Raw genomic sequence first — 24,666 nt, forward strand, 5'->3', positions numbered from 1 at the left:
TCCAGAACGTCCAAATACTCTTTCACAGCGCGCGGCGCATCGTTTGGATCAATGGCGCTGCGTTCCCAATCTTCCTTTGGCGTGGAGTTTTGTTTGTTCGCATCGGCCTCGATTAAGCTAGCGTCTGGATGCTTACTAAATTCATGCAAACGACGTGCATCAGCGACAAACCATTTAGGGCAGCTTTTCTCAGTGAAGAGGGATATTTGGTTTGCAAATTCCGGCGGTACGAACTGCGCAATATACTTCAGCTTAAGCTCTGTATTTCGCCTTTGAGCGATCGCAAATGGTTTTGTCTCGAGTAAAACCCTGAAACCAGATCGATACTCAATAAGTGCATCCGCCGTATAAGCCACCTCACGACCATCCTCGCATGTGTACGTAACTGAACTGGGCTGATCCCAGATATGAACAACCTCCGGATCAGCCATGGCGACAAACAAGCCAGCCCCCTCAAGGTGGCTTTCGGTTTTCAGAGTGATGTATTTTTTTAGCTTCTGGCTAAAGAATGGGATCCCGCCCCGGCTGCTTTGTCGAGATCGCTTGCTGAGTTTTCTAGTTCCAGCGCTTTCCAACGGAATCTTAACGACTCCTTGAAAGCAATCAACGTAGGACTGGCGAGCACAAAGCTCAGGTTTCGATGTTCTTGATGGTTGTTCTTTGACCATAAGGTCATCTGTTGGTGACGACATCATGCGCCTCCCTCATTTGCGTGAAAACAATAGCTAACGCCGCCGCAAAAAGCGGCGTCGCAGCTTGACTTTTGGCGTATGAGAAGGGAAATTCGTCTGAGGTGGCGTCGAAATCTACCTACAGAGAGCCCTCAATCGTCTATGACGAGCGAGGGTTTTCGCCTTCTCGGAGAATTATTAGCTATCCATCCGAGACCTCCATGTTTTCATGGGTTGGGCCAAATATCTCATCGACCGGAGTGCCGAGTTGAAGCGCGATGAAATCTTGGACCTTTTTTGAGCGACGACTTCTATGAAGCACTTTGCTGACTAAGCTACGAGAGCCGCCCTAATCTTCAATCCGTCTTCGGACAACGTGAAGCGTTTTTTTTCGTTGGCCTCGACGATCTGGACCAATTCCTCGCGGCTTAGTTTTCGGTTGGCTTTTTTCATTTTTCGCAACAGCTGGTCAACATCAACCCAGCCGTGCTTGTCCACCTGAAGACCTATCTCTTCAGGTTTGTGCCGGAGTACCAAGCTCAAAAACTTACTCTCTTTGCTCATGATTAGACTGCGTTACCATATTGATTGATCCGCAATTATCATGGCACCCGATGGATAGGAACCGTGGAGATATCCCTTTAAGAGATATGGCTCCGCCAAAAGGCCCTTCTACAGCGTCGTCGACTAAGCCCGGGTGCACGCATTACCGTTTACCTCACCTTTCAACGTTTCCCCCAAGAAATCTCTTTCGACCGAGAGGCCAACCACTGCAAAACCCCATTGCTAGACGGCATGTTATCGGCATCTCAAAACCGCCTCATAGCATTTGGGAAAGTACGACTGATCGTGTTCTGATAGTGCTGCAACGGCACCTCTACTCTTTGCTGAGATTCTTAAGGGAACTTTGACTGACCCAACGCCAGGAACCACCACTGCAGCAGTCTTTGTTGCAAACTTTCCATCGTATTCTCCAGATTTGATGTACCTTTGAATTTTGACCAAAATGATTAGGTTGCGCTGCCGTGAACTAAGGAAGGATTTGAGTTTGTCGGTGTCGACTGCCAGCCTCTCCCCAACTGTTTCCGTCTCATGTCGGCCTTGTCCTTTCCGCATTCCCCACGCCTCTGAACGCAGGAACACATTTTGGCTTTCATCCATCCAAAAACGACCAAAATCATCAGTCCGCTTTAGTGATAACGCTGCTATCGTTTTGTCGTTTGGCCTTGTTCTTCCGGCGACATGCTTGACAGCGTATGGATCAGAAGCATCGATAGATGCAGATCGCCCACGGCATCTCCGATACGTTCGGTCCTGCATGAGGCGACCAAAAGCAATCCATCGATTGGCTCAATAAGCAAAGCCTCGATGAGCTGTTTCGCAAACGAGTTGGTGTTGGTTGCTGCTGCTCTCAGTCCGGCGTGATCCACGGCGTCAAGGAGCAAGACTATCTTCGCGGCACTACTCCGTCTTTGGACAGCAGCAGTTGCCTGCTTTAGGCGCTTAAGGCCCGTTCGCAAAAGTGAAGCTTCGTCCGCGCCAGGCAGCAAAGGGTCACAAAGTCCTTTCACCGCTATTGAGTTGACCAAGTGGACCAAACTCCGATTTACCAAGTGACGTTCGTCACCCGGCATTCTCCATCGGCCGCCGCCAAATCCATCGTGAAGTATGCAAAGACAGTTCTCACCAAAACGTTGAGCTAACGCTTGCAGAGTAACTGTTTTACCTGAACCACCAGCGCCATGTATCAACATAGGGCTTTGGGCATTGAGTAGGTCCGCAACAACGATGTCTAGGAAAGAACGAGCAACTACGTTTTCAACATCTGGAAACGATTGAGGCACAGGAAATAGGTCGTCCTCATCACTCAACTCAAGAGCTCCAAGAACATCAGTGCGTTTTACAACGTTGTCTTTGTATCCCTCCGTACCCGCCTTATCCCTTAAAAGCTGGCAAAGGCTATGGTAGCGAAGTTTAGCGAACACGTCGTTTGCGCCGCCCCAATCCGCCAAAATATTTCTAACGCTTGCTTTTTCTCCACGAAGTGAGCGACCAGCCCCGACGATATTGAGCGTGGCCAACAGCTCTACCAACTCGACCGAAGCGGTTTCTTCGCCCCCTGTCAGCGTACGATATTGTCGTTGTTGCAAACCGTTAAGAGAAGAATAGGGTTTCTCTTCGGAAATTGCCTTGATTGTTGCCCTTAAGTTATCACCGACTTCGCGATTGGTCGCAAATTCAAATTCCAAAGAGGCTTCGACCCAACTCGCCCCATTCTGCTCAATAAAGTCATGCCTCGTTTCGAGAAATTTAGATATGGTCTTTGAGATGTGGCCGGCGGAGAGCGTTGTATCAACTTCCGACGCAACGTATTTAAATTGCGTCACGATTACTTTTTTGGCGTTTTCTGACGGATGGCCTCCAAAATACTGGACCATGTCTGCTATATCCATGGTTTCGCTGGAAAGACCTTCAGATTCTTCTTTTGCGAAACCCTCCATGGCGATTGCATGGAGTTCTGAGCCCGGCAGCAATAGTGCTAATGTAACACGGGAAGCCCAAGCCTCATGATATTCGTGGCCATCTCTTGAGGCAGCTACAGTAATAGGGTCGTTTGACAAAAAAACCTCCAACAAACTCAAGCAAATATTACAACTATCGGTATAGTCTGTGCCTTTGGCCAGCGAAATTCTTCATTCGTTTGGTTGAACAACTTCGAATTCATTTTTTAATAGGTGTTATGCCCTTTTTACACATACCATCAGCAGATAATCACAGTATCTCACTACTAGAGTAGTATTGGTTTTGGCTGTCCGCGCTGCAGATATTAAGCTAAGGCCAGCACCTAAATTTCGCGCAAGCGACCATGTGCTGAAACAAAGGTGGCCACCGCAGCATAGCAACCTTCTGGTCGACGGCAGACTTAGGCAGAGGAGCTACGATGTGACCTTATTCTTACCCACAATACTCCATCGATGAATACCAGAAAATGTCGAATGCGCTCCAGACAGACTACCGCGAACGTTTGAAAACTGCTCCATTGGAACACTCTTGAGAAATTAAATCCAGCCATGCCATTTACGCAAAACTGCAGGTTAGATGTCAAAAACTGGCGGCTCGGCGTCAAAAAGTTTCACCTTATCTGTCATTCCAGAAAGGAGAACGAACCCAATCAGCCACACTTGGAATAGCCGCAATCCGAGCAGGTCATGCAGCCTTCAACCATACGAAGCGTATACTGGCCACAGCTGGAACAAGCATTGCCTTTAGGCTTCATGTTCACCACCTCAGCGTGTGGGTCCGTTTTCAAACCCATACCCTCTCCGGCCAAAAAACCAGTCGAAACCATGTGCTTTTCGATCACCCCACCAATCGCGGCGAGGATAGACGGCACGTATTTGCCGTTCATCCATGCCCCGCCACGCGGATCAAACACCGCCTTAAGCTCTTCAACAACGAAGGACACATCGCCACCACGACGGAATACCGCCGAAATCATACGTGTCAATGCAACGGTCCATGCGAAGTGTTCCATATTTTTGGAGTTGATAAACACTTCAAACGGGCGGTGCTGCCCTTGATGCAAAATGTCGTTTACGGTGATGTAAATCGCATGCTCTGAATCCGGCCATTTCAGTTTATAGGTCTGACCTGTCAGTTCGCCTGGGCGGTCCAGCGGTTCGGTCATGTAAATGACGTCGCCAGCGTTTTCATCGGCGATGACTTCGGGCTTTTTGTCTTCGGCAACCGACAATACGGACCCAGTTACATCATTGGGGCGATAGGTCGTGCAGCCCTTACAGCCTGAATCCCACGCCTCCATGTAGACCTCTTTGAAATCATCAAACGAGATGTCTTCCGGCACGTTGATTGTCTTGGAGATCGAGCTATCGACCCATTTCTGTGCAGCCGCTTGCATGCGGACATGCTCAAGCGCGGGCAGCGTTTGGGCGTTGACGAAATAGTCCGGCAATTCAGCGTCACCGTGCAGATCGCGCCACATTTTGACAGCGTAATCGACGACCTCTTCTTCGGTCCGCGAACCGTCCTTTTGCAGAACTTTGCGATTGTAGGCGTAGGCGAACACTGGCTCGATACCGCTGGACACGTTGCCCGCGTAAAGGCTGATGGTGCCTGTTGGGGCAACGGAGGTCAGCAACGCGTTGCGGATGCCATGCTCACGGATCGCGTCACGCACATCATCGTCCATCTGCATCATGTTACCCGACGCCAGATACTGATCCGCATCAAACAACGGGAACGCGCCCTTTTCCTTGGCCAAGTCCACCGACGCCAGATACGCGGCGCGGGCGATCGTTTTCATCCAGACTTCCGTCTGACGCGCCGCCTCCTCTGAGCCATAGCGCAGGCCCGTCATCAAGAGCGCATCCGCCAACCCTGTAACGCCAAGCCCGATCCGACGCTTTGCGGCGGCCTCTTTCGCTTGCGCTTCCAATGGGAATTTTGATGCATCCACAACGTTGTCCATCATGCGAACGGACGTCGCGACCAGCTCGGTCAATTCAGCTTCGTCTACATTCGCTGCTTTCTCGAACGGGAAATGCACCAAACGCGCAAGATTCACAGAGCCGAGCAAACAGGCGCCATAAGGTGGCAAGGGCTGTTCGCCGCAGGGGTTGGTCGCTGCGATAGTTTCCACGTAGTTCAGGTTGTTCATCTCGTTGATACGGTCGATGAAAATCACACCGGGCTCGGCATGGCTATATGTGGACTGCATGATGCTGTCCCAGAGTTCGCGGGCTTGAACGGTGCGCACAACAACGCCATCCCAAACAAGATCCCACGCTTTGCCTGCTTTTACCGCTTCCATGAACGGGTCTGTGACAAGCACAGACATATTAAACATCCGCAAACGGGCGGCATCGGATTTCGCGGTAATGAAGTCTTCAACGTCAGGGTGATCACACCGCATCGTCGCCATCATCGCACCACGGCGGGACCCCGCAGACATAATCGTGCGGCACATCGCGTCCCAGACATCCATAAACGACAGCGGGCCTGACGCATCCGCCGCAACACCGTGCACAGTTGCCCCCTTGGGTCGAATGGTTGAAAAGTCGTAACCGATCCCCCCACCCTGCTGCATCGTCAGCGCAGCCTCACGTAGGTTGTCAAAAATGCCAGACATCGTGTCTGGGATTGTGCCCATCACAAAGCAGTTGAACAGCGTGACAGACCGATCCGTCCCTGCGCCTGCGGTAATGCGGCCCGCTGGCAAATATCTGAAATCTTCCAATGCCTTATAAAACTTAGGCTCCCACTCAGCAGGCTTCTTTTCCACGGACGCCAGTGATTTCGCGACGCGCGACCATGTTTCTTCTACCGTTGCATCAATCGGCGTGCCATCCGCCTCTTTCAGGCGGTACTTCATGTCCCAAATTTGTTCGGCAATAGGGGCGGCAAAGCGGGTCATGTGACATCCTTTTGATTGGCTGGCAGAATCGAGAGCAGACATCTACCCTACCGAACACGGAACGAAATTGGAACATTCTTTAACTATTTGAGGCGAAAATCTGTGACCCCAAAACTGCACCTACAAAAGCTCAGCGTGGGTACAGAAAGTGTCGCAGGTTTGGCTGAATGGCACGCTTTAACGCGCACTCAAACCCCTGACGGGCTGCCACGCCACATCACGCGCATGTGGCCTAAGCGAGAGGCAGAGTTACTCGAAGGTGGGTCGATATTCTGGGTGATTAAGGGCGAATTGGCCTGTCGCCAGCGCATTATGCGTTTTGACGAAGTGATCGGCAGTGACGGCATCCGCCGCTGCGCTTTCGTTCTAGACCCCGAACTTATTCGCGTCGTTCCGACGTTAAAACGTCCTTTTCAGGGATGGCGGTATTTGAAGCCAGAAGACGCACCGATGGATCTGCCGAAGGGACGGGAGGCGGAAGAAGCGCTACCTGCTTCGCTATCTGCTGCCTTGGCAGAGATCGGGATTCTTTAGAATGAAACCACCCGAAGGCGTCAGTGCTGTGGCCGCAGCATCTGGTGCATTCAGCGCGGCAAAACGCCTGGCCCCAACGTCCGCTAACACTTTATCAACCATTATTTTTGTGTTGCTGGCGTGTTTCTTGCCAGCAAGAACAAGTCCCTATTTTTTAACGACTGATATTTTTAGAAGAACTACGATGAAAACCCTATTTATAAGTACAGCCATCGCTGTCAGGGCTGTCACCGGAGCCGCGGCGCAGGAACTTAGCTACGGTCAACTTTTTGCCAACTACGGTATGTGGTCTACGCCAGGTGGCGATGCAGACGTACCGATCCTCGGCGCAGAAGCTGGTGTGCGTTCAAGACTTTGATTTCTGGATAGACGGTGCGCAGGTAACAATATCGCCTGATGGCGCCCCAGTGAACCTGACGGGTGACGTATTCACAATTGGTGCAGGTTACACATTCGCTGACACTTACCGTGTAGACGTGTCGTCTTCTAACCTAAGTGTTGGATTTTGCGGACCTGATCCGCATTCGTGGCACGTACAACGTACCCGACACATACACATTGTATGCTGGCCTTTCGCGCTGACCTTGGCGGCACTGAATTGGACGGCTTTAACTTCGGCATGTCCATGAACTTTGGCGACAAGCCTGCCTCATACGAAACAACTGCAGATCGTCTGTTTAGTGTCGTTGAGACAGCAGCTGCGTTCGACTACTAAGTTTTTTCTTAAGTTTGCATTGGAGTAGGGCATCCTTTGGGTGTCCTATTTCGCGTTTAAGATCAGTGAATTGACAGCATAACCACCACCATCAATCCCAATCTATCGGGCTAGTTTCGCGTCAAGCGTCTTTAGGATTTCGCGTTGCTCTTTGGACCAATTGCTGCGGCGGCCGCGGAAAAGCGTGGCTTGGCTGGCATGGATTAGCCCATCACCCAATATTTTCAGCCCGTTAGCGCGCAGGGTCTCGCCCGTTGACGTGATGTCAGCAACCGCTTCAGCGGTTTCGTTGCGGATTGTGCCTTCTGTCGCGCCTTGGCTGTCGACCAACTGGTAATCTGCGACGCCATTCTCGCGCAGGAAGTCCCGCACAAGGCGGTGGTATTTTGTGGCGATCCGCAAACGGAAGCCGTGGTTGGCACGGAAAGCAGCGGCAACGGCATCGAGGTCGTCCAAATTGTCGACGTCAATCCATGCTTGCGGCACGGCGATGATTAGGTCCGCCCCCCCGAAGCCCATCTTGGCGACTTCGACAACCCGTTGATCCCAAGAGCTGAGCTTTTCACGCACGAGGTCAGAACCCGTCACGCCAAGGTGGATGCGCCCAGCATCCAACTCACGCGGGACTTCTCCGGCGGACAAAAGCACCAATTCGATGCCGTCAATTCCGTCCACAGCGCCCGCGTATTCGCGGTCGGACCCGGATTTGCGCAGCGTCACACCGCGTGCAGCGAACCAATCAAACGTCTTTTCCATCAACCGCCCCTTGGACGGCACACCGAGCTTGAGGGTCATTGTGCAGCCTCCGCGATTGCAACAAGATCTGGGCGGATCACGCCACCAACGGCGGGAACGCCTTTGCCAGCGCCCAAAACCGTTGTCAGCGCGTCATAGCGCCCACCTGTCGCCACAGGTGGAATGTTCAGGTCTGCAGCGGCCGAAAAGCCGAACACGAAACCGTCGTAATACTCCATTGAGGTCCGCCCATAAGCGGCCTCAAACGGAAGCGTCTCGACGTCGATTCCACGTGCAGACAGTGCGTCGAGCCGTGCGGACATGCCGTCGACCGCAGTAGAAATTGACGGCAAATCAACCGCAATATCGCCAAGGAGCGTCATCGCATTGGGTGCGGTTTCACGAACGCTTAGCAACGCGTCCAACAGGTCGCGCTCCATGTTCGAAATGGGGTCAGCGGCGGCATCGTCGCGTAGCGCTTCGATCCGCAATGCAATCTCAGATTCAGACCGCAAACCCAACACCGAAGGTAAGTTCGCCATCGGGTCAGCCTCGGCCAGCAACGCGGCGCGGGCTGCGGGAACCGGTGTGATACCACCAAACCTGTCCAGCAACGCCTTAAAGCGGCGCGGACGCCAAAGGTGGCGCATAAGGGCCGCGCGACGGCGTTCCGTAGTTTTAAGCCCCATCACGGCGGCACGAAGTATACCGATGTCTCCTGTAACAGGCGTAACAGGCACATCCGCGAGAATTTCAGCAAAGGTCGCGAAGACCTCGGCGTCTGCGGCTGCGACATCACTGCCGTCAAACACCTCAAACCCTACTTGAACAAACTCGGACGGACGGGCCTCGTCAATTTCCTGCTTCCGGAACACTTTGCCAAAATAGGTGTAGCGCGCAGGTTCCGCGCCAAAGGCCATGTGTTGCTGTACGATTGGCACCGTGAAATCGGGGCGCAACATCTGCTCACCGCGCAGTGGGTCTTGAGTTGTGAACGCACGGGCGCGGATGTCTTCGCCGTAAAGATCCAAAAGCGTTTCAGCAGGTTGTAGGTAATCCGCATCCGTTATCACGGCGCCGCGTTCGGCAATAGCTGCTTGATAGCTCCGCGCGCGGTCCCAATTGGATTGTCCGGTCATTGTCACTGGTTTTGCTCGTCCAATAAGGCTTTGATCCGGCTGACCAGATCGGCACGTGGAATTTCGAACTGTTGTGGGCGTTCGCTCCATTCTTCCTGCGATGCAGTCTCGGCAATCTTCGCGCCAAGGATCAGGTCTTTGACTTGCAGCGTTCCCGCCGCCAACTCGTCTCCGCCTTGGATGATTGCAATTGGGGAATTGCGCTGATCCGCATACTTCAACTGGTTGCCAAAGCTTTTGGGGTTACCAAGGTAGACTTCGGCGCGAATGCCCGCATTGCGAAGCTCGGACACAATCGCCTGATAGTCCGCCATGCGGTCACGATCCATAACGGTAACCACGACGGGGCCCGTTGTGTCCATGTTCAGACGGCCCTTCATGTGCAGGGCTGCAAGCAGGCGATCAACGCCGATAGACACACCCGTCGCCGGAACTTCTTGGCCGGTGAAGCGTTTCACGAGGTCGTCGTAGCGACCACCACCAGCAACAGAACCGAAGGAACGCGGACGGCCCTTTTCGTCTTTGATCTCGAACGTCAGTTCGGCCTCAAACACGGGGCCAGTGTAATATCCAAGACCACGCACAACCGACGGGTCAATGACGATACGGTCAGGACCATAACCGCCAGCCGCCAAAAGGTCTGCCATTGTTTGCAATTCATCCACGCCCTTTGCGCCAACTTCGCTGTCACCGATAGCGGCCCGCAGGTTCGCCAATGTGCCCTCAGTTGTGTCAGACTTGGATGTCAGAAATGCGACAACAGGCTCGGCCTGAGCATCGGACAGGCCCACGCCGTCGATATAGGCACCAGAGGCATCCAAGCGTCCCTTGCCCAGCAATTCACGCACGCCGCTTTCGCCAACTTTGTCGAACTTGTCGATGGTACGCAGGACGTTGGCGCGTTGGTCGTCATCAAACAGGCCCATAACCTCAAGCACACCGTTCAAAACCTTGCGGTTGTTGATGCGCACGACGTAGTCGCCACGATCAATTCCAACGGCTTCCAGCGTATCCGCCAGCATCGCGCAGATTTCGGCGTCTGCGGCGACATTACCAGACCCAACAGTATCCGCATCACATTGATAGAACTGACGGAACCGTCCCGGACCCGGCTTTTCATTGCGCCACACAGGACCCATCGCAAAACGACGGTAGGGCGTCGGCAAATCGTTGCGGTGCTGGGCGAAGACGCGGGCCAAAGGTGCGGTCAGATCATAGCGTAGGGCCAGCCAGTCACCGTTGTCGTTTTCATCTTCTTCCTGCCACGCAAAGACGCCCTCGTTCGGGCGATCCACGTCGGGGAGGAACTTGCCGAGAGCCTCAACGGTTTCAACAGCCGCTGATTCAAGCGCTTCGAACCCGTAGCGATGATAAACCCCAGCAATCGTGCGCAACATGTCTGTGCGCTGCGCGACTTCTGCACCGAAATAGTCGCGAAACCCTTTTGGGGTCTGCGCCTTGGGTCGTTGGGGTTTTTTCTGCTTGGCCATTGGTTTGGCTCCCGCTCAGGACATTGAATACCCGCGCTTTACCGCGCCCACACGCGCCACGCAACAGCAGGGGCTAGCAAAGCGTCGCCCAGCGCCTTAATGGATGTGTATGAGTGATCAAACAAACCTAGAAGAACAGCTCGCGCACCTTAGCCGCACGGTGGATGATTTGTCCGATATCGTCGCCCGCCAAGAAGGTGAGATCAGCAAGCTGACGTACCGCGTGCAGATGTTGATGGAACGCGAGGCGAGCCGTGAGATGGACACGGGTAGCAGCGTGCCCTTGGCAGACCAACGCCCGCCGCACTACTAGGTGTTAGCCGTCCTTTAGGGACATCGCCAAAACTTCGCCGTCATGGACAAGGATTTGCGCCCACTGCGTTGGCACAGAACTGAACGTTCCGCCAAAGAAGTTGTAGACGGTTATGAAGTGCGTATCGCGGTTCAACCGCTCTGTGCGTTCACCGCAGGGCTGACCACGACCCACGCGACATTCGCTTGCCTTTAACGCCTCATAGGCGTTGTCGGTTGTTGTGTAGTCGATGCGTTCGTTGCTGCTTTGGTAGCGGACGAATTCATGGGTTTCGATGTCGCCTGTTACGACCACAGCACCCGTAAATGTGCGCGCGCAGTTGTCGTCAAACCCAGTGATGTAAAAGGGTCGAAGGGACGTCGTGTGGGGGATTGTGTCGTAGATTTTGAAGCCTCCACCGCCATCAATTTGCGTGCCAAGCTGGTTTGAGCGTAAACCACACACACGGGCGATTTCACCGAAGGGCATTACGGTTCCGGCATCGACGTCCGTTGCATCAGGGCCTGTGCGCGGGCGATCAGCGCGGCCATTACCGCTAAACAAACCACGCAAGCCACGGCGCGGCGCCTCCGCTTGCGCAGGTTCTTGCGGAGTAACAGCGGCGGAAACTTCGACCGGTTCATCTGTGTCAGAGACTGCCGTATCAGCCAAAGCCGCTTCCACAGCGGCATTTGTCGGATCGTCAGGTTGGCGATTTAGCATCCGGCGAAATAAGCCACCGCCGCCAGCGTTATTGCGTGCCTCGGCCGGAGTTTCGGCGACGTTTGCTGCGCCATCCGCAACGGCCACATCACCCAAACGCGCCACATCGCGCAACGGATCTCCACATGCGGAAAGCCCTGTAGCTACTACCAATCCCAACAAAATATGGCGCATTAAGCGTCCTTCACCTTACCGTTTCGAATGTCTTAACGGATGGGCTGGCGTGCGTCCACCGGCCCCTTTGGACAGGCGAGGTTTTGCCGCATCTGTTGGCGGCATTAGATTTCCTGAACTTCGATCACACCAGTAAGACTGCGCAATGCGCCCTTGATCTGCGGGTTCACTGGGAATTCAGCACCGAGTTCCACGTCAATCTCGCCCAGTTCTGCATCATCAATGGTGAAGGTAATTGGCCCACGGCCACCCTTAACCTTATCGCGGATCGCGTTTTGCAAAATCTCATCGACCGTCGGGATTGCGGTGAGGTCGCCAAGGAACACCCGCAACCCGGTTGAGCCTGCATCAGCCACGGCCAGATCAATCGGCGACACGGACCGCCCGAGGAGTTTGAGCTGCTCGCTTTCCATCGTGGCTTCGACGCTTAGGACAACCTGCGCGCCTGTTTCCAGAAAATCACGCGAGGCCTCCAGCGTGTCGCTGAACATCGTGACCTCGTACTGACCCGTCGGATCAGAAAGCTGTACAAACGCAAACCGGTTGCCACGTGCAGATTTGCGTTCCTGACGGCCCGCAACTGTGCCCGCCATTTTGGACACATGCGGCCCCTGCTCGGCCTTGGCTGTCACTTCATCAAGCGTCAGCACGCCTTTGCGTTTGAGCGGGGCAAGATAGTCATCCAGCGGGTGGCCAGACAGATAGAACCCGACGGCCTTGAATTCTTCGGCAAGACGTTCGGCGGGCAACCAGTCTTCACATGCAGGCAAACGAGGTTCTGGCAGATCATCACCAGCCTCGCCAAACAACGAAACCTGATTGGAGTTTTTCTGATCGTGGATCGCAGCGGAATAGCCCACAAGCGCATCCAGTGCGCCCAGCACCTTGCGGCGGTTCGGGTCCAGCACATCAAAGGCGCCAGCGCGGGCCAGCATCTCCAGCGGGCGCTTACCGACACGTTTCAGGTCAACACGGCGGGCAAAATCGAAAAGCGTAGAAAACGGTTTTGCGCCCTCGGCCAGTCGCGCGTCTACGATCAGGCCCATCGCGTCCGCACCGACGTTCTTCAGACCTCCAAGGCCGTAAACCAACGCCCCATCCTGCACATCAAACGTGGCAAGCGATGTGTTCACGCAAGGCGGCTTCCAAGGCAGCCCAAGCCCCTTCTTCACCTCTTGGAAATACACCGCCAGTTTGTCCGTCAGGTGGATATCGCAGTTCATCACGCCGGCCATAAACTCAACCGGGTGGTTCGCCTTTAACCAAGCGGTTTGATAGCTGACCACCGCATAGGCAGCGGCGTGGGATTTGTTGAAACCGTAGTTGGCGAACTTATCCAGAAGGTCCCAGACTTCCTGCGCCTTCTTTTTGTCGACACCGTTTTCAGCGGCACCGGAAATGAACTTCGGCTTCTCGGCGTCCATCGCCTCTTGCAGTTTTTTACCCATCGCGCGGCGCAGCAAATCCGCGCCCCCAAGGGAATAGCCCGCCATTTCTTGGGCGATCTGCATAACCTGTTCTTGGTAAACGATGATGCCTTGGGTTTCGTCCAAGATATGGTCGATCGACGGGTGCAGCGTGTCACGATCGGATGTGCCGTTCTTCACCTCACAGAACTTCGGAATATTCTCCATCGGGCCGGGGCGATACAGCGCCACCAGCGCGATGATGTCTTCGATACAGTCCGGTTTCATGCGCCGCAGCGCATCCATCATGCCGCTGGATTCCACTTGGAACACGGCGACAGTTTTGGCGGCGGCATAAAGCTTGTAGCTGGCTTCATCATCCAGCGGGATCGCGTTGATCTCGTTCACGGCGCCTTCGGCAGGAACATACAATTCGGTTCCATCCGCCGCTGTGTGAATATCGCGGCCCGTTTTGCGGATCAGATCAATAGCGTTCTGAATCACGGTTAGGGTTTTCAGGCCCAAGAAGTCGAACTTAACCAGACCCGCTTGTTCCACCCATTTCATGTTGAACTGCGTCGCAGGCATATCAGATCGAGGATCCTGATAGAGCGGCACAAGTTCGTCGAGCGAACGGTCGCCAATCACAACACCCGCCGCGTGTGTCGATGCGTTCCTCAGCAAGCCTTCCAGCTGTTGCCCATAGGTGAGCAAACGATCAACGACTTCTTCGTTGTTCGCTGCCTCGCGCAGGCGCGGTTCATCCGCCAGGGCTTTGACGATGCTGACGGGTTTGACGCCCTCAACGGGGATCATTTTTGATAGCTTATCGACCTGCCCGTAAGGCAGCTGCAAAACCCGCCCAACATCGCGCACCGCCGCCTTAGACAACAAAGCACCAAAGGTGATGATTTGGCCAACCCTATCGCGGCCATATTTATCCTGAACGTAGCGAATGACTTCTTCGCGGCGGTCCATACAAAAATCGATATCGAAATCGGGCATGGACACACGTTCGGGGTTCAAGAACCGCTCAAACAGCAAGGAATACCGCAACGGATCGAGGTCGGTAATCAACAACGCATAGGCCACCAATGACCCCGCACCAGACCCACGACCAGGCCCCACCGGAATATTGTTATCCTTGGACCACTTAATGAAGTCCGCAACGATCAAAAAGTAGCCGGGGAAGCCCATGCCCTCAATGATGCCCAGCTCGAACTCGAGCCGTTTTTCGTATTCAGATACATCCGCCGCATGGGGGATAATCGCCAGACGGTTCTTGAGGCCAGCCTCAGCCTGACGGCGCAATTCGGCGACCTCGTCATCGGCGAACTTGGGCAAAATCGGGTCGCGTTTGTAGACTTTGAAGGCGCAACGTTTGGCGATTTCAACTGTGTTGGCGACGGCCTCTGGCAGATCAGCGAACAGCGTGACCATCTCTTCTTGCGACTTGAAATAGTGCTGCGGGGTCAGGCGACGGCGCGGCTCGTTTTGGTCGACGTAAGCCCCATCCGCGATGCAGATCAACGCATCATGCGCTTCATAGATCGCGGCCTTTGGGAAATAGACATCGTTGGTTGCAACCAGCGGCAGGTCCATTGCGTAGGCCATTTCAACATGGCCTTGTTCCGACAAAGCTTCGGCCTCTGGCAGGCCACCGTCAACAGGATGGCGTTGCAGTTCCACATACAAACGGTCAGGAAAAGTTTTCGCCAACCGAGTCATTAACGCCTCGGCGGCGGGTCGCTGTCCTGCACGCAACAGCCGCCCGACAGGTCCATCCGGCCCACCGGAAAGACAGATCAAACCGTCGGAATGCTTGGTTAGATCATCCAGTGAAACCTGCGGCAACTCGCCATTCGCGTTTAGATACGCACAAGAGTTCAGCTTCATGAGGTTCATGTAACCCGCCTCGCTTTGCGCGAGCAAAACAAGGGGCGCAGGTGGTTCAGGTCGGCGACCTGGCTCATCCGTACCTAACCCCAGATCGACCTGACACCCGATGATCGGCTGCACGCCAGCCTTCGCCGCGTATTCAGAAAACTCCAATGCGCAAAACAGGTTATTAGTGTCCGTCACGGCCACCGCTGGCATCCCGGCCTTTTCCGCGAGACCACTCAGCGTTTTCACGGGAACCGCCCCTTCAAGCAGGGAATACTCCGTGTGCGTGCGCAGGTGTATGAATCGCGGATCAGCCATGATCAGCACCCTAGCTGGGGCGCGAAACAGGTTAAAGCGTTGATGTGGGTTGCGGGCACTCACGGCCCTCAAATTTAAAGCTTAGCTTTTTTGCTAAGTAACTTGACGACGGCACAGAACGGCGACAAAATTCTCTACATGCCCAGAGACCTGAACGCCATTTTTGCCGCCCTTTCGGACCCAACCCGCCGCACCGTGATTGAGCAGTTGGCCAAGGGCCCGGCGAGCGTCACAACCCTCGCAAGCGACTACGACATCGCCTTACCCACCTTCATGCGCCACTTGAAAATTCTGGAAACCAGCGGCCTCGTGCGCTCGGTGAAAAAGGGGCGCGTGCGCACCTGCCACATCGAAGCCGCCCCCATGATGGAGCTGCAAGGCTGGCTTGAATGGCAGCGCCGCGTTTGGGAAAGCGGCATAGATAACAGCCGAATTGAGCCCCCAGAACCTTAGCCTTCTTGGGCCAAGGGCTTGCCAAAGCCGCCCTTTCTCGCTTTGATCGGGCACGCAGGGTCTACGCCGCATCGACCCAGCCACCAACTTTCCTTGGTACCGCGGCAGAGCTATATCATGAATGTAACGTTTCTTCTCAACGGAGAGACCGTGGTCGTGGACACACATCCCACACAAACGCTGCTCGATTGGCTGCGCGAAAAGCGCCACCTAACTGGCACGAAGGAAGGTTGTAACGAAGGCGACTGCGGCGCCTGTTCTGTGATGGTGACGGACCAAAACGGCGCACGCACCTTAAACGCCTGCATCCTGTTCATGCCGCAGCTTCATGGGAAGGCTGTGCGCACTGTCGAAGGCCTCGCCGCGCCGGACGGAACCTTGCATCCCGTTCAACAAGCGATGATCGACAATCACGGCAGCCAGTGCGGTTTCTGCACACCCGGTTTCGTGATGTCGATGGCGACTGGCCACCTGAACGGGCGCACCGATCACGATGATATTCTTGCGGGCAATCTATGTCGTTGCACGGGCTACGCCCCGATTATCCGCGCAGCCAAGGCCAGCGAGGGTGCGACTGTCCCCACCCACATGAACGACGCACCACTTAACCTAGAAGAGAATTCTCAAGTTCCAGCGCCGGAAACGAGTGACGCACTGGCGGAATGGTATATGGCGCACCCTGAAGGCACCCTCATCGCGGGTGCGACGGATGTTGGTCTTTGGGTAACGAAACACTTCGCCGATCTAGGCGATGTGGCGTTTCTAAACCGCTGCGCTGACTTGCAACAAGTTGAGGACCAAGGTGACAGACTGCGCATCGGCGCAGCCGTCACTATGACAGATGTGATGGCGGCGATGCGCGACTTGCATCCATCCTATGCTGAGATGATCCGCAGATACGGGTCCGAACAGGTGCGCAATGCGGCGACCATTGGTGGTAACATCGCCAACGGATCACCCATCGGGGACAACCCGCCTGCCCTCATCGCGCTTGGCGCCAAGTTACACTTGCGTTGTGGCGACACACGCCGCGACATGCAGATCGAGGATTTCTTCGTTGCCTATGGCAAACAAGACCGTCAGTCGGGTGAATTCGTCGAGGCTGTGACGATCCCTAAAAAGGCACCCGCTTTGCGCTGCTACAAACTGTCGAAACGGTTCGACCAAGACATTTCGGCAGTTTGCGGCTGTTTCAATGTTTCCGTCGACCGCGACACAATCACTGACGCACGCATCGCATTCGGCGGCATGGCGGGAACGCCTATGCGCGCCGCGCAGGCGGAAGCCGCTTTGGTCGGGCAACACTGGTCGCTTAAGGTCGTGCAAAGTGCCGCCAGTGCGCTCTCCCAAGACTTCCAGCCTTTGAGTGACATGCGCGCCTCCGCCACGTACAGAATGGAAGCAGCTCAGGGGCAGTTATTGCGCTATTTTGATGACCTAAATGGCAACCAAACAAATGTTCTGGAGGTCCGCGCATGAGCGTTTCAAAACCCCTCCCTCATGACGCTGCAAAGCTCCACGTTACGGGAACAGCGCGCTATGTCGATGACGTTCCAATGCCTGCCGACACGTTGCACCTTGCATTCGGCACGAGCACGATTGCACGCGGTACAGTCAAGTCGGCAAACCTAGAAAAGGTGAAACAAGCGCCGGGCGTCGTCGCTGTTTTGACGACACAGGATTTACCCTTCGCCAACGACGTCTCCCCCTCGATCCATGACGAACCATTGCTGTCAGACGGGGCCGTTCACTATGTCGGGCAACCGCTTTTTCTGGTTGTCGCGCAAACCCATTTACAAGCCCGCTTCGCAGCGAAGCAAGGGAACATTGAATACGTCGAAGAAACGCCGATCCTAAGCATCGAAGACGCGCTCGCCGCTGATGCGCGTTTCGAGGAAGGCCCACGAGTATACTCCAAGGGCGATGTCGACACCGCATTGAACTCTGCCCCCAATCGTCTTCAAGGACGGCTCGAAATGGGCGGACAAGAACACTTCTACCTCGAAGGCCAAGCTGCGCTCGCGTTACCGCAAGAAGGTGGCGATATGGTGGTGCATTCTTCAACCCAGCACCCGACAGAAATCCAGCATAAGGTGGCCGACGCGCTGGGTGTTGAGATGCATGCGGTACGTGTTGAAATCCGCCGTATGGGCGGCGGATTTGGTGGCAAAGAAAGCCAAGGCAACGCTCTCGCGGTGAGCTGCGCCATTGCCGCGCGTTTGACGGGGCACCCCTGCAAGATGCGCTATGACCGCGATGACGACATGACGATCACCGGAAAGCGCCATGATTTCCGCATCGACTACGATGTTGGCTATGATGCGAGCGGGCGCCTGACCGGTATCGACTTCACCCACTACACGCGCTGCGGATGGGCGCAGGATCTGTCGCTGCCTGTCGCGGATCGCGCCATGTTACATGCGGACAATGCCTACCTATTGCCTGCCGCACGCATAACGTCCCACCGCCTGAAAACCAACATGCAAAGTGCAACCGCCTATAGGGGCTTTGGTGGTCCTCAAGGCATGCTAGGCATCGAGCGCGTTATGGATCACGTCGCACATGCCCTAGGCAAAGACCCTGCCGAAATACGGCGCGTGAACTACTATGCCGCGCCTAATGCGCTGAGCGGGTCGCCCGAGGAAAAAGCGGGAACAGGCAAGCGTTTCGGTGGTAAGTATTCGCCTGTTGTAGAAGCTGAAAACACAACGCCCTACGACATGGAAGTCACTGACTTCATCCTGCACGAGATGACTGAAAAGCTACTTACGGATGCTGACTACGAAAGCCGTAAAGCTGCCATTTCTGAATGGAACGCAACTCATGAGACCCTCAAGAAAGGGATCGCTTTCAACCCGGTAAAGTTCGGCATTTCATTTACTTTGACGCACCTAAACCAAGCGGGCGCGCTGGTGCATGTATATCAGGATGGATCGATCCAACTGAACCATGGCGGCACAGAGATGGGTCAAGGGTTGTTCCAGAAGGTCGCGCAGGTCGCTGCGGCGCGGTTCGGGGTGGATTTGAGTGCAGTTAAAATCACGGCAACGGACACTGGTAAGGTTCCGAACACGTCGGCAACGGCGGCATCTAGCGGGACGGATTTGAACGGCATGGCTGTGCAGAACGCCTGCGATATCATTCAGAACCGCATGGCGGAATGCCTTGGCGGGCTACATGGAATTGCGGCTGAGGATGTTGTTTTCCGCGACGGATTGGTTGTGGTTGGGGATACGAAAATGTCCTTTGCGGACGCTGCAAAGGTGACCTACGAAAACCGCGTCAGCCTAAGCGCAACGGGCTTCTACAAAACCCCTGAAGTCGCGTGGGACCGGATTGCTGGAAAGGGGCGCCCGTTCTTCTATTTTGCCTATGGCGCTTCGATTTCCGAAGTCGTGATCGACACGCTAACGGGTGAAAATCGCCTTTTGCGCGTGGATGTACTTCATGATGCGGGGGCGTCCTTGAACCCCGCGCTGGACATTGGCCAAATCGAAGGTGGCTTTGTGCAAGGGGCGGGTTGGCTGACGACCGAAGAACTTGTTTGGGACGACGCAGGCCGCTTGCGCACGCATGCGCCCAGCACCTACAAAATTCCCGCGTGCAGTGACCGACCCGAAGTTTTCAACGTCGCTTTATGGGACGGCGAAAACCGCGCTGAAACTGTCTACCGTTCCAAAGCGGTCGGTGAGCCACCCTTTATGCTTGGGATATCGGCGCACATGGCCTTGGCGGATGCGTGTAGTGCTTGTGGATCGAGCTATCCGGACCTACAGGCCCCCGCGACAGCGCAAGAGGTGTTGCAAGCCGTGAAACGGGCCCGGGCATGAGCCAGAACGAAGACCCTTTCATTGCGGTGACCGTTGGTGGAGTCAAAGGCTCTGCACCGCGCGAAGTTGGTGCCGCCATGAGGGTATGGGCGGACCGTCAAGATGGGTCTATCGGTGGCGGAGCGCTGGAATTTGAGGCGGCGAAGATTGCGCGGCAAATGCTGCACGACGACATAGCGCAGGCCCGTCGGATTATGCCCCTTGGTCCCGACTTAGGCCAATGTTGCGGCGGTGCCGTGACTCTTGATTTCATCCAGGATGCCGTGCGGGTCGAACCAACTCAGCCCCCGCTTTGGATTTGGGGCGCGGGTCATGTTGGGCGTGCGATTGCGCATGTCTTAGCGCCCTTGGAAGATCGCCAAATTACGTTGATCGACACCACCGCTGAGAGGATGCCGGATGTGCTGCCGGTTACGGTTGCCCCCCTCGTTGCGGCTAACCCGATCCTTGCGGTACCGCATGCACCTGATGACACCGATCATATCATTTTGACCTATTCGCATGACCTTGATCTGGCGCTTTGTGATGCGCTTTTGCGGCATGGATTCGCCAGTGCAGGTTTGATCGGGTCCGCGACGAAATGGGCGCGGTTTCGATCAAGACTCGCCTCAATGGGGCACACCTCCGCACAGATATCACGCATAGCTTGTCCCATCGGGGATCCGAGCCTTGGAAAGCACCCGCAGGCCATTGCCGTTAGCGTTGCGGCTGCGTTAATCTCTGCTTCGGCGAACGGCGCAGTACGTCACGGGATAGGGGAACGCACAGGATGACCGAACCGCTTGTGAAGCTCGAAGGGCTGACCAAAGCCTATCCGGGAGTTGTTGCAAATTCCGATGTATCTTTTGATATACAAGCGGGCGAAGTGCACGCGCTTCTGGGCGAAAACGGCGCTGGTAAATCCACCTTGGTCAAAACGATCTACGGATTGGTTAAGCCTGACTCTGGCACGATGACACTGGACGGGCAGCCGTTTACCCCAGCAGAACCACGTGCTGCGCGTGCGGCTGGTATCGCGATGGTTTTCCAGCATTTTTCACTGTTCGAGGCCTTGAACGTTGCCGAAAACGTTGCCCTTGGGATGGAAAACCCGCCCCCGATGAACACCCTCGCCCAGCGCATCAAAGAAGTGTCCGAAACCTATGGATTACCACTGGACCCGACGCGTATTGTTGGTGATCTGAGCGCGGGCGAACGCCAAAGGGTTGAGATTATTCGCTGTCTTTTGCAGGACCCAAAGGTTCTAATTATGGACGAACCGACGAGCGTTTTGACACCACAGGAAGTCGATATTCTGTTCGAGACTTTGCGCAAGTTGAAGTCCGAAGGGACGGCGATTTTATACATCTCTCATAAGCTTGAGGAGATCCGTGCGCTCTGTGATCACGCCACGGTTTTGCGCCTTGGAGAGGTCGTTGGGACATGTGTGCCAAAGGAAACCTCGGCACGGGAAATGGCTGAACTGATGGTGGGCGGCACGCTCCATGTGCCGGAACGCGAGACTGGAGAAACCGGTGAAACATTGATGAAAATCAGTGGCTTGTCAGCCGCTTCACCGGCGGAGTTTGGCACCTCATTGAAGGACATCACGCTGGAAATTCGGGCGGGCGATGTCATCGGGATTGGTGGCGTGGCAGGTAACGGGCAAGATGAATTACTTGGGGCGTTGTCGGGCGAAATTCGGGTTGGTGCGGGACAGGTTGCCTTTATGGGGCGAGACATTGGCCAGCTCGCGCCGGATGCGCGACGAAGCCTTGGGATTTGTGCCGCGCCAGAGGAGCGCATGGGCCATGCGGCCGCGCCTGACATGTCGCTTACAGAAAACGCGGCCCTGACAGGGCGCAAACGTAAAGCACTGACGAGCAACGGTTTTATCGACTGGGGGAAGACGCGGAACTTCGCGGAAGAGATCATCGAGCGCTTTGATGTGCGCACCCCGGGGGCGGGCAATGCGGCGCGGTCTTTGAGTGGCGGAAACTTGCAAAAATTCGTCATTGGGCGGGAAATTCTACAAGATCCTCAGATACTTATCGTCAATCAGCCGACGTGGGGCGTTGATGCGAGCGCGGCGGCGGCCATTCGGCAAGCGTTGCTTGACCTCGCGGCCAAGGGGGCTGGGGTCATTGTGATCAGCCAAGACCTTGATGAGCTTATGGAAATTTCAGATCAGTTCGCCGCGTTGAACGAAGGGCGGTTGTCGAAACCGCGCCCTGCGCAGGGGCTGACGGTTGAGGAAATCGGCCTGATGTTGGGCGGCGCGCACGATATGGAGGTGGCCCATGTTGACTAATTTCACACCAAAAATGACCGTATGGAACGCGTATGGGTTTGATATGGGTTTGGTATGGGTGGATGCCGTATGATTATTCTTGAGAAACGCCCGCAACCGTCGCAGTTTTGGTCCTACGGTGCACCGATTGTTGCCGTCTTTGTGACGATGATCTTTGGGGCAGCCCTATTCGCAGCCCTTGGCCAACCACCTATCGAAGCGCTTAGTAAGATCTTTTGGGAACCGCTGTTTGGCGAGTTCAGCTTTTTCTACTTGCCGCAACTTTTGATCAAGGGTGCACCTTTGGTTGCCATCGCTCTGGGCCTGTCGCTTGGGTTTAAGGCAGGGATTTGGAACATTGGCGCGGAGGGGCAGTACATTATCGGGGCGCTTTGCGGTGCTGCCGTGGGCCTTGCGTTTTATCCGATGGAAGCGCGTTGGCTTGTCCTTCCAGCCATGTTGATTGCGGGGGCACTGGGTGGTTTCGCATGGGCCATGATCCCCGGCATTTTGCGGGTGAAGTTCAACACGAACGAGATTTTGGTGTCTTTGATGTTGGTCTATGTGGCCGAACAACTGCTGGCGGCGATGGCGCTGGGCGCGATGAAAAACCCCGAAGGCATGGGGTTTCCGGGGTCGCGCAACCTGTCGCAGTACGGTTCGGCTAGCTCGTGGATTGACCAAGGGAACGGGATGCATTGGGGCGTCGTGATTGCGCTAATCGCTGTGATTTTCGCCTATATTCTTTTTGCCCGTCACATCCTTGGGTTTCAGATCAAACTGGCAGGCCAAGCACCACGTGCGGCAGCATTTTCGGGTGTTAGCCCAGCGCGGTTGGTGCTGTTTTGCCTTGGCGTGTCAGGGGCGTTGGCGGGGATTGCTGGCCTGACGGAAGTGTCCGGCCCTGCGGGGGTTGTGAGCATCGATTTCAACGTCGGCTACGGTTTCACAGCGATCATCGTGGCGTTCTTGGGCCGCTTACATCCGGTAGGTATTTTGATGGCGGGGGCGTTGATGGCGCTGACCTATATTGGCGGCGATGTCGCGCAAAGCTCGCTTGGGTTGCCTAAGGCCGCGATCCAAGTGTTCCAAGGGACGCTTTTGTTTTCGCTGCTAGGGATTGATGTGCTGACGAACTACCGCGTGCGGATAAAGCGGGGGGCCGTGGCATGAGGATTTCCAAGCATAATACACCGATCATCATGGGTGGCCTGATGGGGCTGATGATGATGTGGATGTTGCACGGTGCCTTGACCGGTGAGGGAACGATTGGTGCGGGTGCTTTGATTGCGTTTATTGCGGCACATGTTGTTTTGGCCGCAATTGCGATTGGGATGGCTGTGTTTGCGGCCCGTTTGTCACCGCGCGTACGCCAATTCATGGACAGGCTGCACCACCCATCGCTGTCACACGTGGCTGCAATGTTCTCGAGCGCGGCAGCCGTGGCGCTGGTTTTGCATTTCGGCATTCATGGATTGGGAGGCATCTGATGTTTGGATCTATTGACCCGCAGCTGTTGCTTGCGTCCCTTATGGTGGCTGCGACCCCTATTATGCTTGCCGCGATTGGCGAGCTGGTGGTGGAACGTGCCGGGGTTCTGAACCTTGGCGTTGAAGGCATGATGATTACGGGATCTGTCATCGGGTTTATTGCTGCGATCAAAACGGGCAACCCGTGGATCGGGTTTGCTGCCGCCGCTTTGGGAGGTGCCGCGCTATCGCTGCTGTTTGGCGTGTTGACGCAGTTCTTGTTGTCCAATCAGGTGGCGACGGGTTTGGCGTTGACGCTGTTTGGGCTGGGGCTGGCTGCGTTGCTTGGGCAGGGTTATCTTGGTGTGAAGGCACCTGTATTCCCCGATTGGCATATCCCGCTGCTGGGGGACATTCCGATTATCGGGCCGATCGTTTTCCAGCATGACCCGATGGTTTACCTCGGGCTTGGCATTGTTGCTGGTGTTTGGTGGTTCCTGAAGAAATCCCGCGCCGGGCTGGTCTTGCGCGCTGTCGGTGAAAACCACGAGGCGGCCCATGCGCTGGGCTATAATGTGATCCGCGTGCGCATGTTGGCGATCATGTTTGGCGGGGCCTGTGCGGGGCTTGGCGGGGCGTATCTGTCTATCGTGCGGGTGCCGACCTATGCGGCGGGGTTGACGGCCGAGATGGGTTGGATTGCTTTGGCGATTGTGGTGTTCGCGGGCTGGAAGCCGGGGCGGTTGCTACTCGGTGCTTATCTGTTTGGCGGCGTTACGGCGTTGCAGCTCAACCTGCAGGCGGCGGGGCTTTCGTTGCTGGATGTTCTCACGATTGTCGCGCTTGTGGCAGCTGTGGTCGTCGTAAGTGTCGGGTTTATTCAGAATCGGGCGTTCACGGCAAAGATGCTATGGTGGGCTGCAAGTCTTTGCATCGCGGCGGCATTCTTTAGCTTTTATAAATGGCTTGGATGGGTTTTTAACGAAACTCTTTGGCTTTCGTCCTCGCCTTATATTGCCACCATCTTCGTTCTGGTCATTATGTCCAGCGGCGGAGCGCCAGGCTCACTTGGCAAGTCGTTCCATGCCTCACGTTGAGGCCAATTAAAAACTTAAGAAATCCTAGGGGGA

21 protein-coding genes are annotated in these 24,666 nt (G+C 55.3%); 12 read left to right on the forward strand and 9 right to left on the reverse strand.

What is annotated here, in order from left to right; translation table 11 throughout:
• The 4 genes from OCA8868_RS17025 to OCA8868_RS08785 form a co-directional block, all read right to left on the reverse strand.
• A partial coding sequence (locus OCA8868_RS17025) for a TnsA endonuclease N-terminal domain-containing protein (RefSeq protein ID WP_143849584.1) occupies positions 1-695 on the reverse strand: 695 nt, incomplete at its 3' end.
• 306 nt (positions 696-1,001) lie between these two features.
• A complete protein-coding gene (locus OCA8868_RS08770; protein ID WP_245848147.1) occupies positions 1,002-1,235 on the reverse strand; it encodes an RNA 2'-phosphotransferase in 234 nt (77 codons plus the stop codon).
• A 641-nt stretch (positions 1,236-1,876) separates the two neighbouring features.
• Positions 1,877-3,292 carry an AAA family ATPase gene (locus OCA8868_RS08780; protein ID WP_143849588.1) on the reverse strand — a complete coding sequence of 472 codons (1,416 nt, stop codon included), beginning with the start codon at positions 3,290-3,292 and terminating at the stop codon, positions 1,877-1,879.
• 551 nt (positions 3,293-3,843) lie between these two features.
• Positions 3,844-6,105 carry an adenosylcobalamin-dependent ribonucleoside-diphosphate reductase gene (locus OCA8868_RS08785; RefSeq protein WP_093996755.1) on the reverse strand — a complete coding sequence of 754 codons (2,262 nt, stop codon included), beginning with the start codon at positions 6,103-6,105 and terminating at the stop codon, positions 3,844-3,846.
• A gap of 102 nt (positions 6,106-6,207) precedes the next feature.
• On the opposite strand from OCA8868_RS08785, the gene OCA8868_RS08790 reads away from it, so the two are divergent.
• The 3 genes from OCA8868_RS08790 (at position 6,208) to OCA8868_RS16500 (ending at position 7,354) form a co-directional block, all read left to right on the forward strand.
• Complete coding sequence (locus OCA8868_RS08790; protein ID WP_093996224.1) at positions 6,208-6,639, forward strand: DUF1489 family protein; 432 nt, start codon at positions 6,208-6,210, stop codon at positions 6,637-6,639.
• 1 nt (position 6,640) lies between these two features.
• Complete coding sequence (locus tag OCA8868_RS08795) at positions 6,641-6,997, forward strand: hypothetical protein (protein ID WP_093996225.1); 357 nt, start codon at positions 6,641-6,643, stop codon at positions 6,995-6,997.
• A 168-nt stretch (positions 6,998-7,165) separates the two neighbouring features.
• On the forward strand, positions 7,166-7,354 hold the full coding sequence (locus OCA8868_RS16500; protein WP_143849590.1) for a hypothetical protein: 189 nt from the start codon (positions 7,166-7,168) through the stop codon (positions 7,352-7,354).
• 102 nt (positions 7,355-7,456) lie between these two features.
• On the opposite strand, the gene hisG is transcribed toward OCA8868_RS16500, so the two are convergent.
• Genes hisG through hisS form a run of 3 tightly spaced genes read right to left on the reverse strand, consistent with a single transcriptional unit; the run spans position 7,457 to position 10,718 of the window.
• Complete coding sequence (gene hisG / locus OCA8868_RS08800; protein WP_093996226.1) at positions 7,457-8,149, reverse strand: ATP phosphoribosyltransferase; 693 nt, start codon at positions 8,147-8,149, stop codon at positions 7,457-7,459.
• Positions 8,146-9,228: an ATP phosphoribosyltransferase regulatory subunit gene (locus OCA8868_RS08805; RefSeq protein ID WP_093996227.1), complete on the reverse strand. Its 1,083-nt coding sequence runs from the start codon at positions 9,226-9,228 to the stop codon at positions 8,146-8,148. The genes hisG and OCA8868_RS08805 overlap by 4 nt, the downstream gene beginning before the upstream one ends.
• A gap of 2 nt (positions 9,229-9,230) precedes the next feature.
• Positions 9,231-10,718, reverse strand: a complete 1,488-nt coding sequence (gene hisS, locus OCA8868_RS08810; RefSeq protein WP_093996228.1) for a histidine--tRNA ligase — start codon at positions 10,716-10,718, stop codon at positions 9,231-9,233.
• A gap of 109 nt (positions 10,719-10,827) precedes the next feature.
• On the opposite strand from hisS, the gene OCA8868_RS08815 reads away from it, so the two are divergent.
• Positions 10,828-11,031 (forward strand): SlyX family protein, encoded by a 204-nt coding sequence (locus OCA8868_RS08815; protein WP_093996229.1) that lies wholly within the window; start codon positions 10,828-10,830, stop codon positions 11,029-11,031.
• Positions 11,032-11,034: 3 nt separating this feature from the next.
• Here OCA8868_RS08815 and OCA8868_RS08820 read toward each other — a convergent pair whose 3' ends face one another.
• Both OCA8868_RS08820 and dnaE read right to left on the reverse strand, forming a co-directional pair.
• Entirely contained in the window at positions 11,035-11,907 is an 873-nt protein-coding gene (locus tag OCA8868_RS08820) for a hypothetical protein (RefSeq protein WP_093996230.1), read from the reverse strand.
• A 104-nt stretch (positions 11,908-12,011) separates the two neighbouring features.
• On the reverse strand, positions 12,012-15,515 hold the full coding sequence (gene dnaE, locus OCA8868_RS08825) for a DNA polymerase III subunit alpha (RefSeq protein ID WP_093996231.1): 3,504 nt from the start codon (positions 15,513-15,515) through the stop codon (positions 12,012-12,014).
• 138 nt (positions 15,516-15,653) lie between these two features.
• Here dnaE and OCA8868_RS08830 point away from each other — a divergent pair, with 138 nt between their 5' ends.
• The 8 genes from OCA8868_RS08830 to OCA8868_RS08865 all read left to right on the forward strand — a co-directional run bounded on the left by OCA8868_RS08830 (position 15,654) and on the right by OCA8868_RS08865 (position 24,633).
• Positions 15,654-15,968, forward strand: coding sequence for an ArsR/SmtB family transcription factor (locus OCA8868_RS08830; protein ID WP_093996756.1), 315 nt, complete (start codon positions 15,654-15,656; stop codon positions 15,966-15,968).
• Between the two features lie 117 nt (positions 15,969-16,085).
• Positions 16,086-17,447: a xanthine dehydrogenase small subunit gene (gene xdhA / locus OCA8868_RS08835; protein ID WP_093996232.1), complete on the forward strand. Its 1,362-nt coding sequence runs from the start codon at positions 16,086-16,088 to the stop codon at positions 17,445-17,447.
• Complete coding sequence (xdhB, locus tag OCA8868_RS08840) at positions 17,444-19,798, forward strand: xanthine dehydrogenase molybdopterin binding subunit (RefSeq protein WP_093996233.1); 2,355 nt, start codon at positions 17,444-17,446, stop codon at positions 19,796-19,798. The genes xdhA and xdhB overlap by 4 nt, the downstream gene beginning before the upstream one ends.
• A complete protein-coding gene (gene xdhC, locus OCA8868_RS08845; RefSeq protein WP_093996234.1) occupies positions 19,795-20,571 on the forward strand; it encodes a xanthine dehydrogenase accessory protein XdhC in 777 nt (258 codons plus the stop codon). Before xdhB ends, xdhC begins: the two co-directional genes overlap by 4 nt.
• A complete protein-coding gene (locus OCA8868_RS08850) occupies positions 20,568-22,088 on the forward strand; it encodes an ABC transporter ATP-binding protein (RefSeq protein ID WP_093996235.1) in 1,521 nt (506 codons plus the stop codon). The genes xdhC and OCA8868_RS08850 overlap by 4 nt, the downstream gene beginning before the upstream one ends.
• Positions 22,089-22,157: 69 nt before the next feature.
• On the forward strand, positions 22,158-23,240 hold the full coding sequence (locus OCA8868_RS08855; RefSeq protein ID WP_093996236.1) for an ABC transporter permease: 1,083 nt from the start codon (positions 22,158-22,160) through the stop codon (positions 23,238-23,240).
• On the forward strand, positions 23,237-23,557 hold the full coding sequence (locus OCA8868_RS08860) for a hypothetical protein (RefSeq protein WP_093996237.1): 321 nt from the start codon (positions 23,237-23,239) through the stop codon (positions 23,555-23,557). Before OCA8868_RS08855 ends, OCA8868_RS08860 begins: the two co-directional genes overlap by 4 nt.
• The gene (locus OCA8868_RS08865; protein ID WP_179214824.1) at positions 23,557-24,633 is read left to right on the forward strand and encodes an ABC transporter permease; all 1,077 of its coding nucleotides are present in this window, start codon (positions 23,557-23,559) and stop codon (positions 24,631-24,633) included. Before OCA8868_RS08860 ends, OCA8868_RS08865 begins: the two co-directional genes overlap by 1 nt.
• Positions 24,634-24,666 lie beyond the last annotated feature (33 nt).

Origin of the sequence: Octadecabacter ascidiaceicola (assembly GCF_900185015.1) — a bacterium.
Lineage (GTDB): Bacteria > Pseudomonadota > Alphaproteobacteria > Rhodobacterales > Rhodobacteraceae > Octadecabacter > Octadecabacter ascidiaceicola.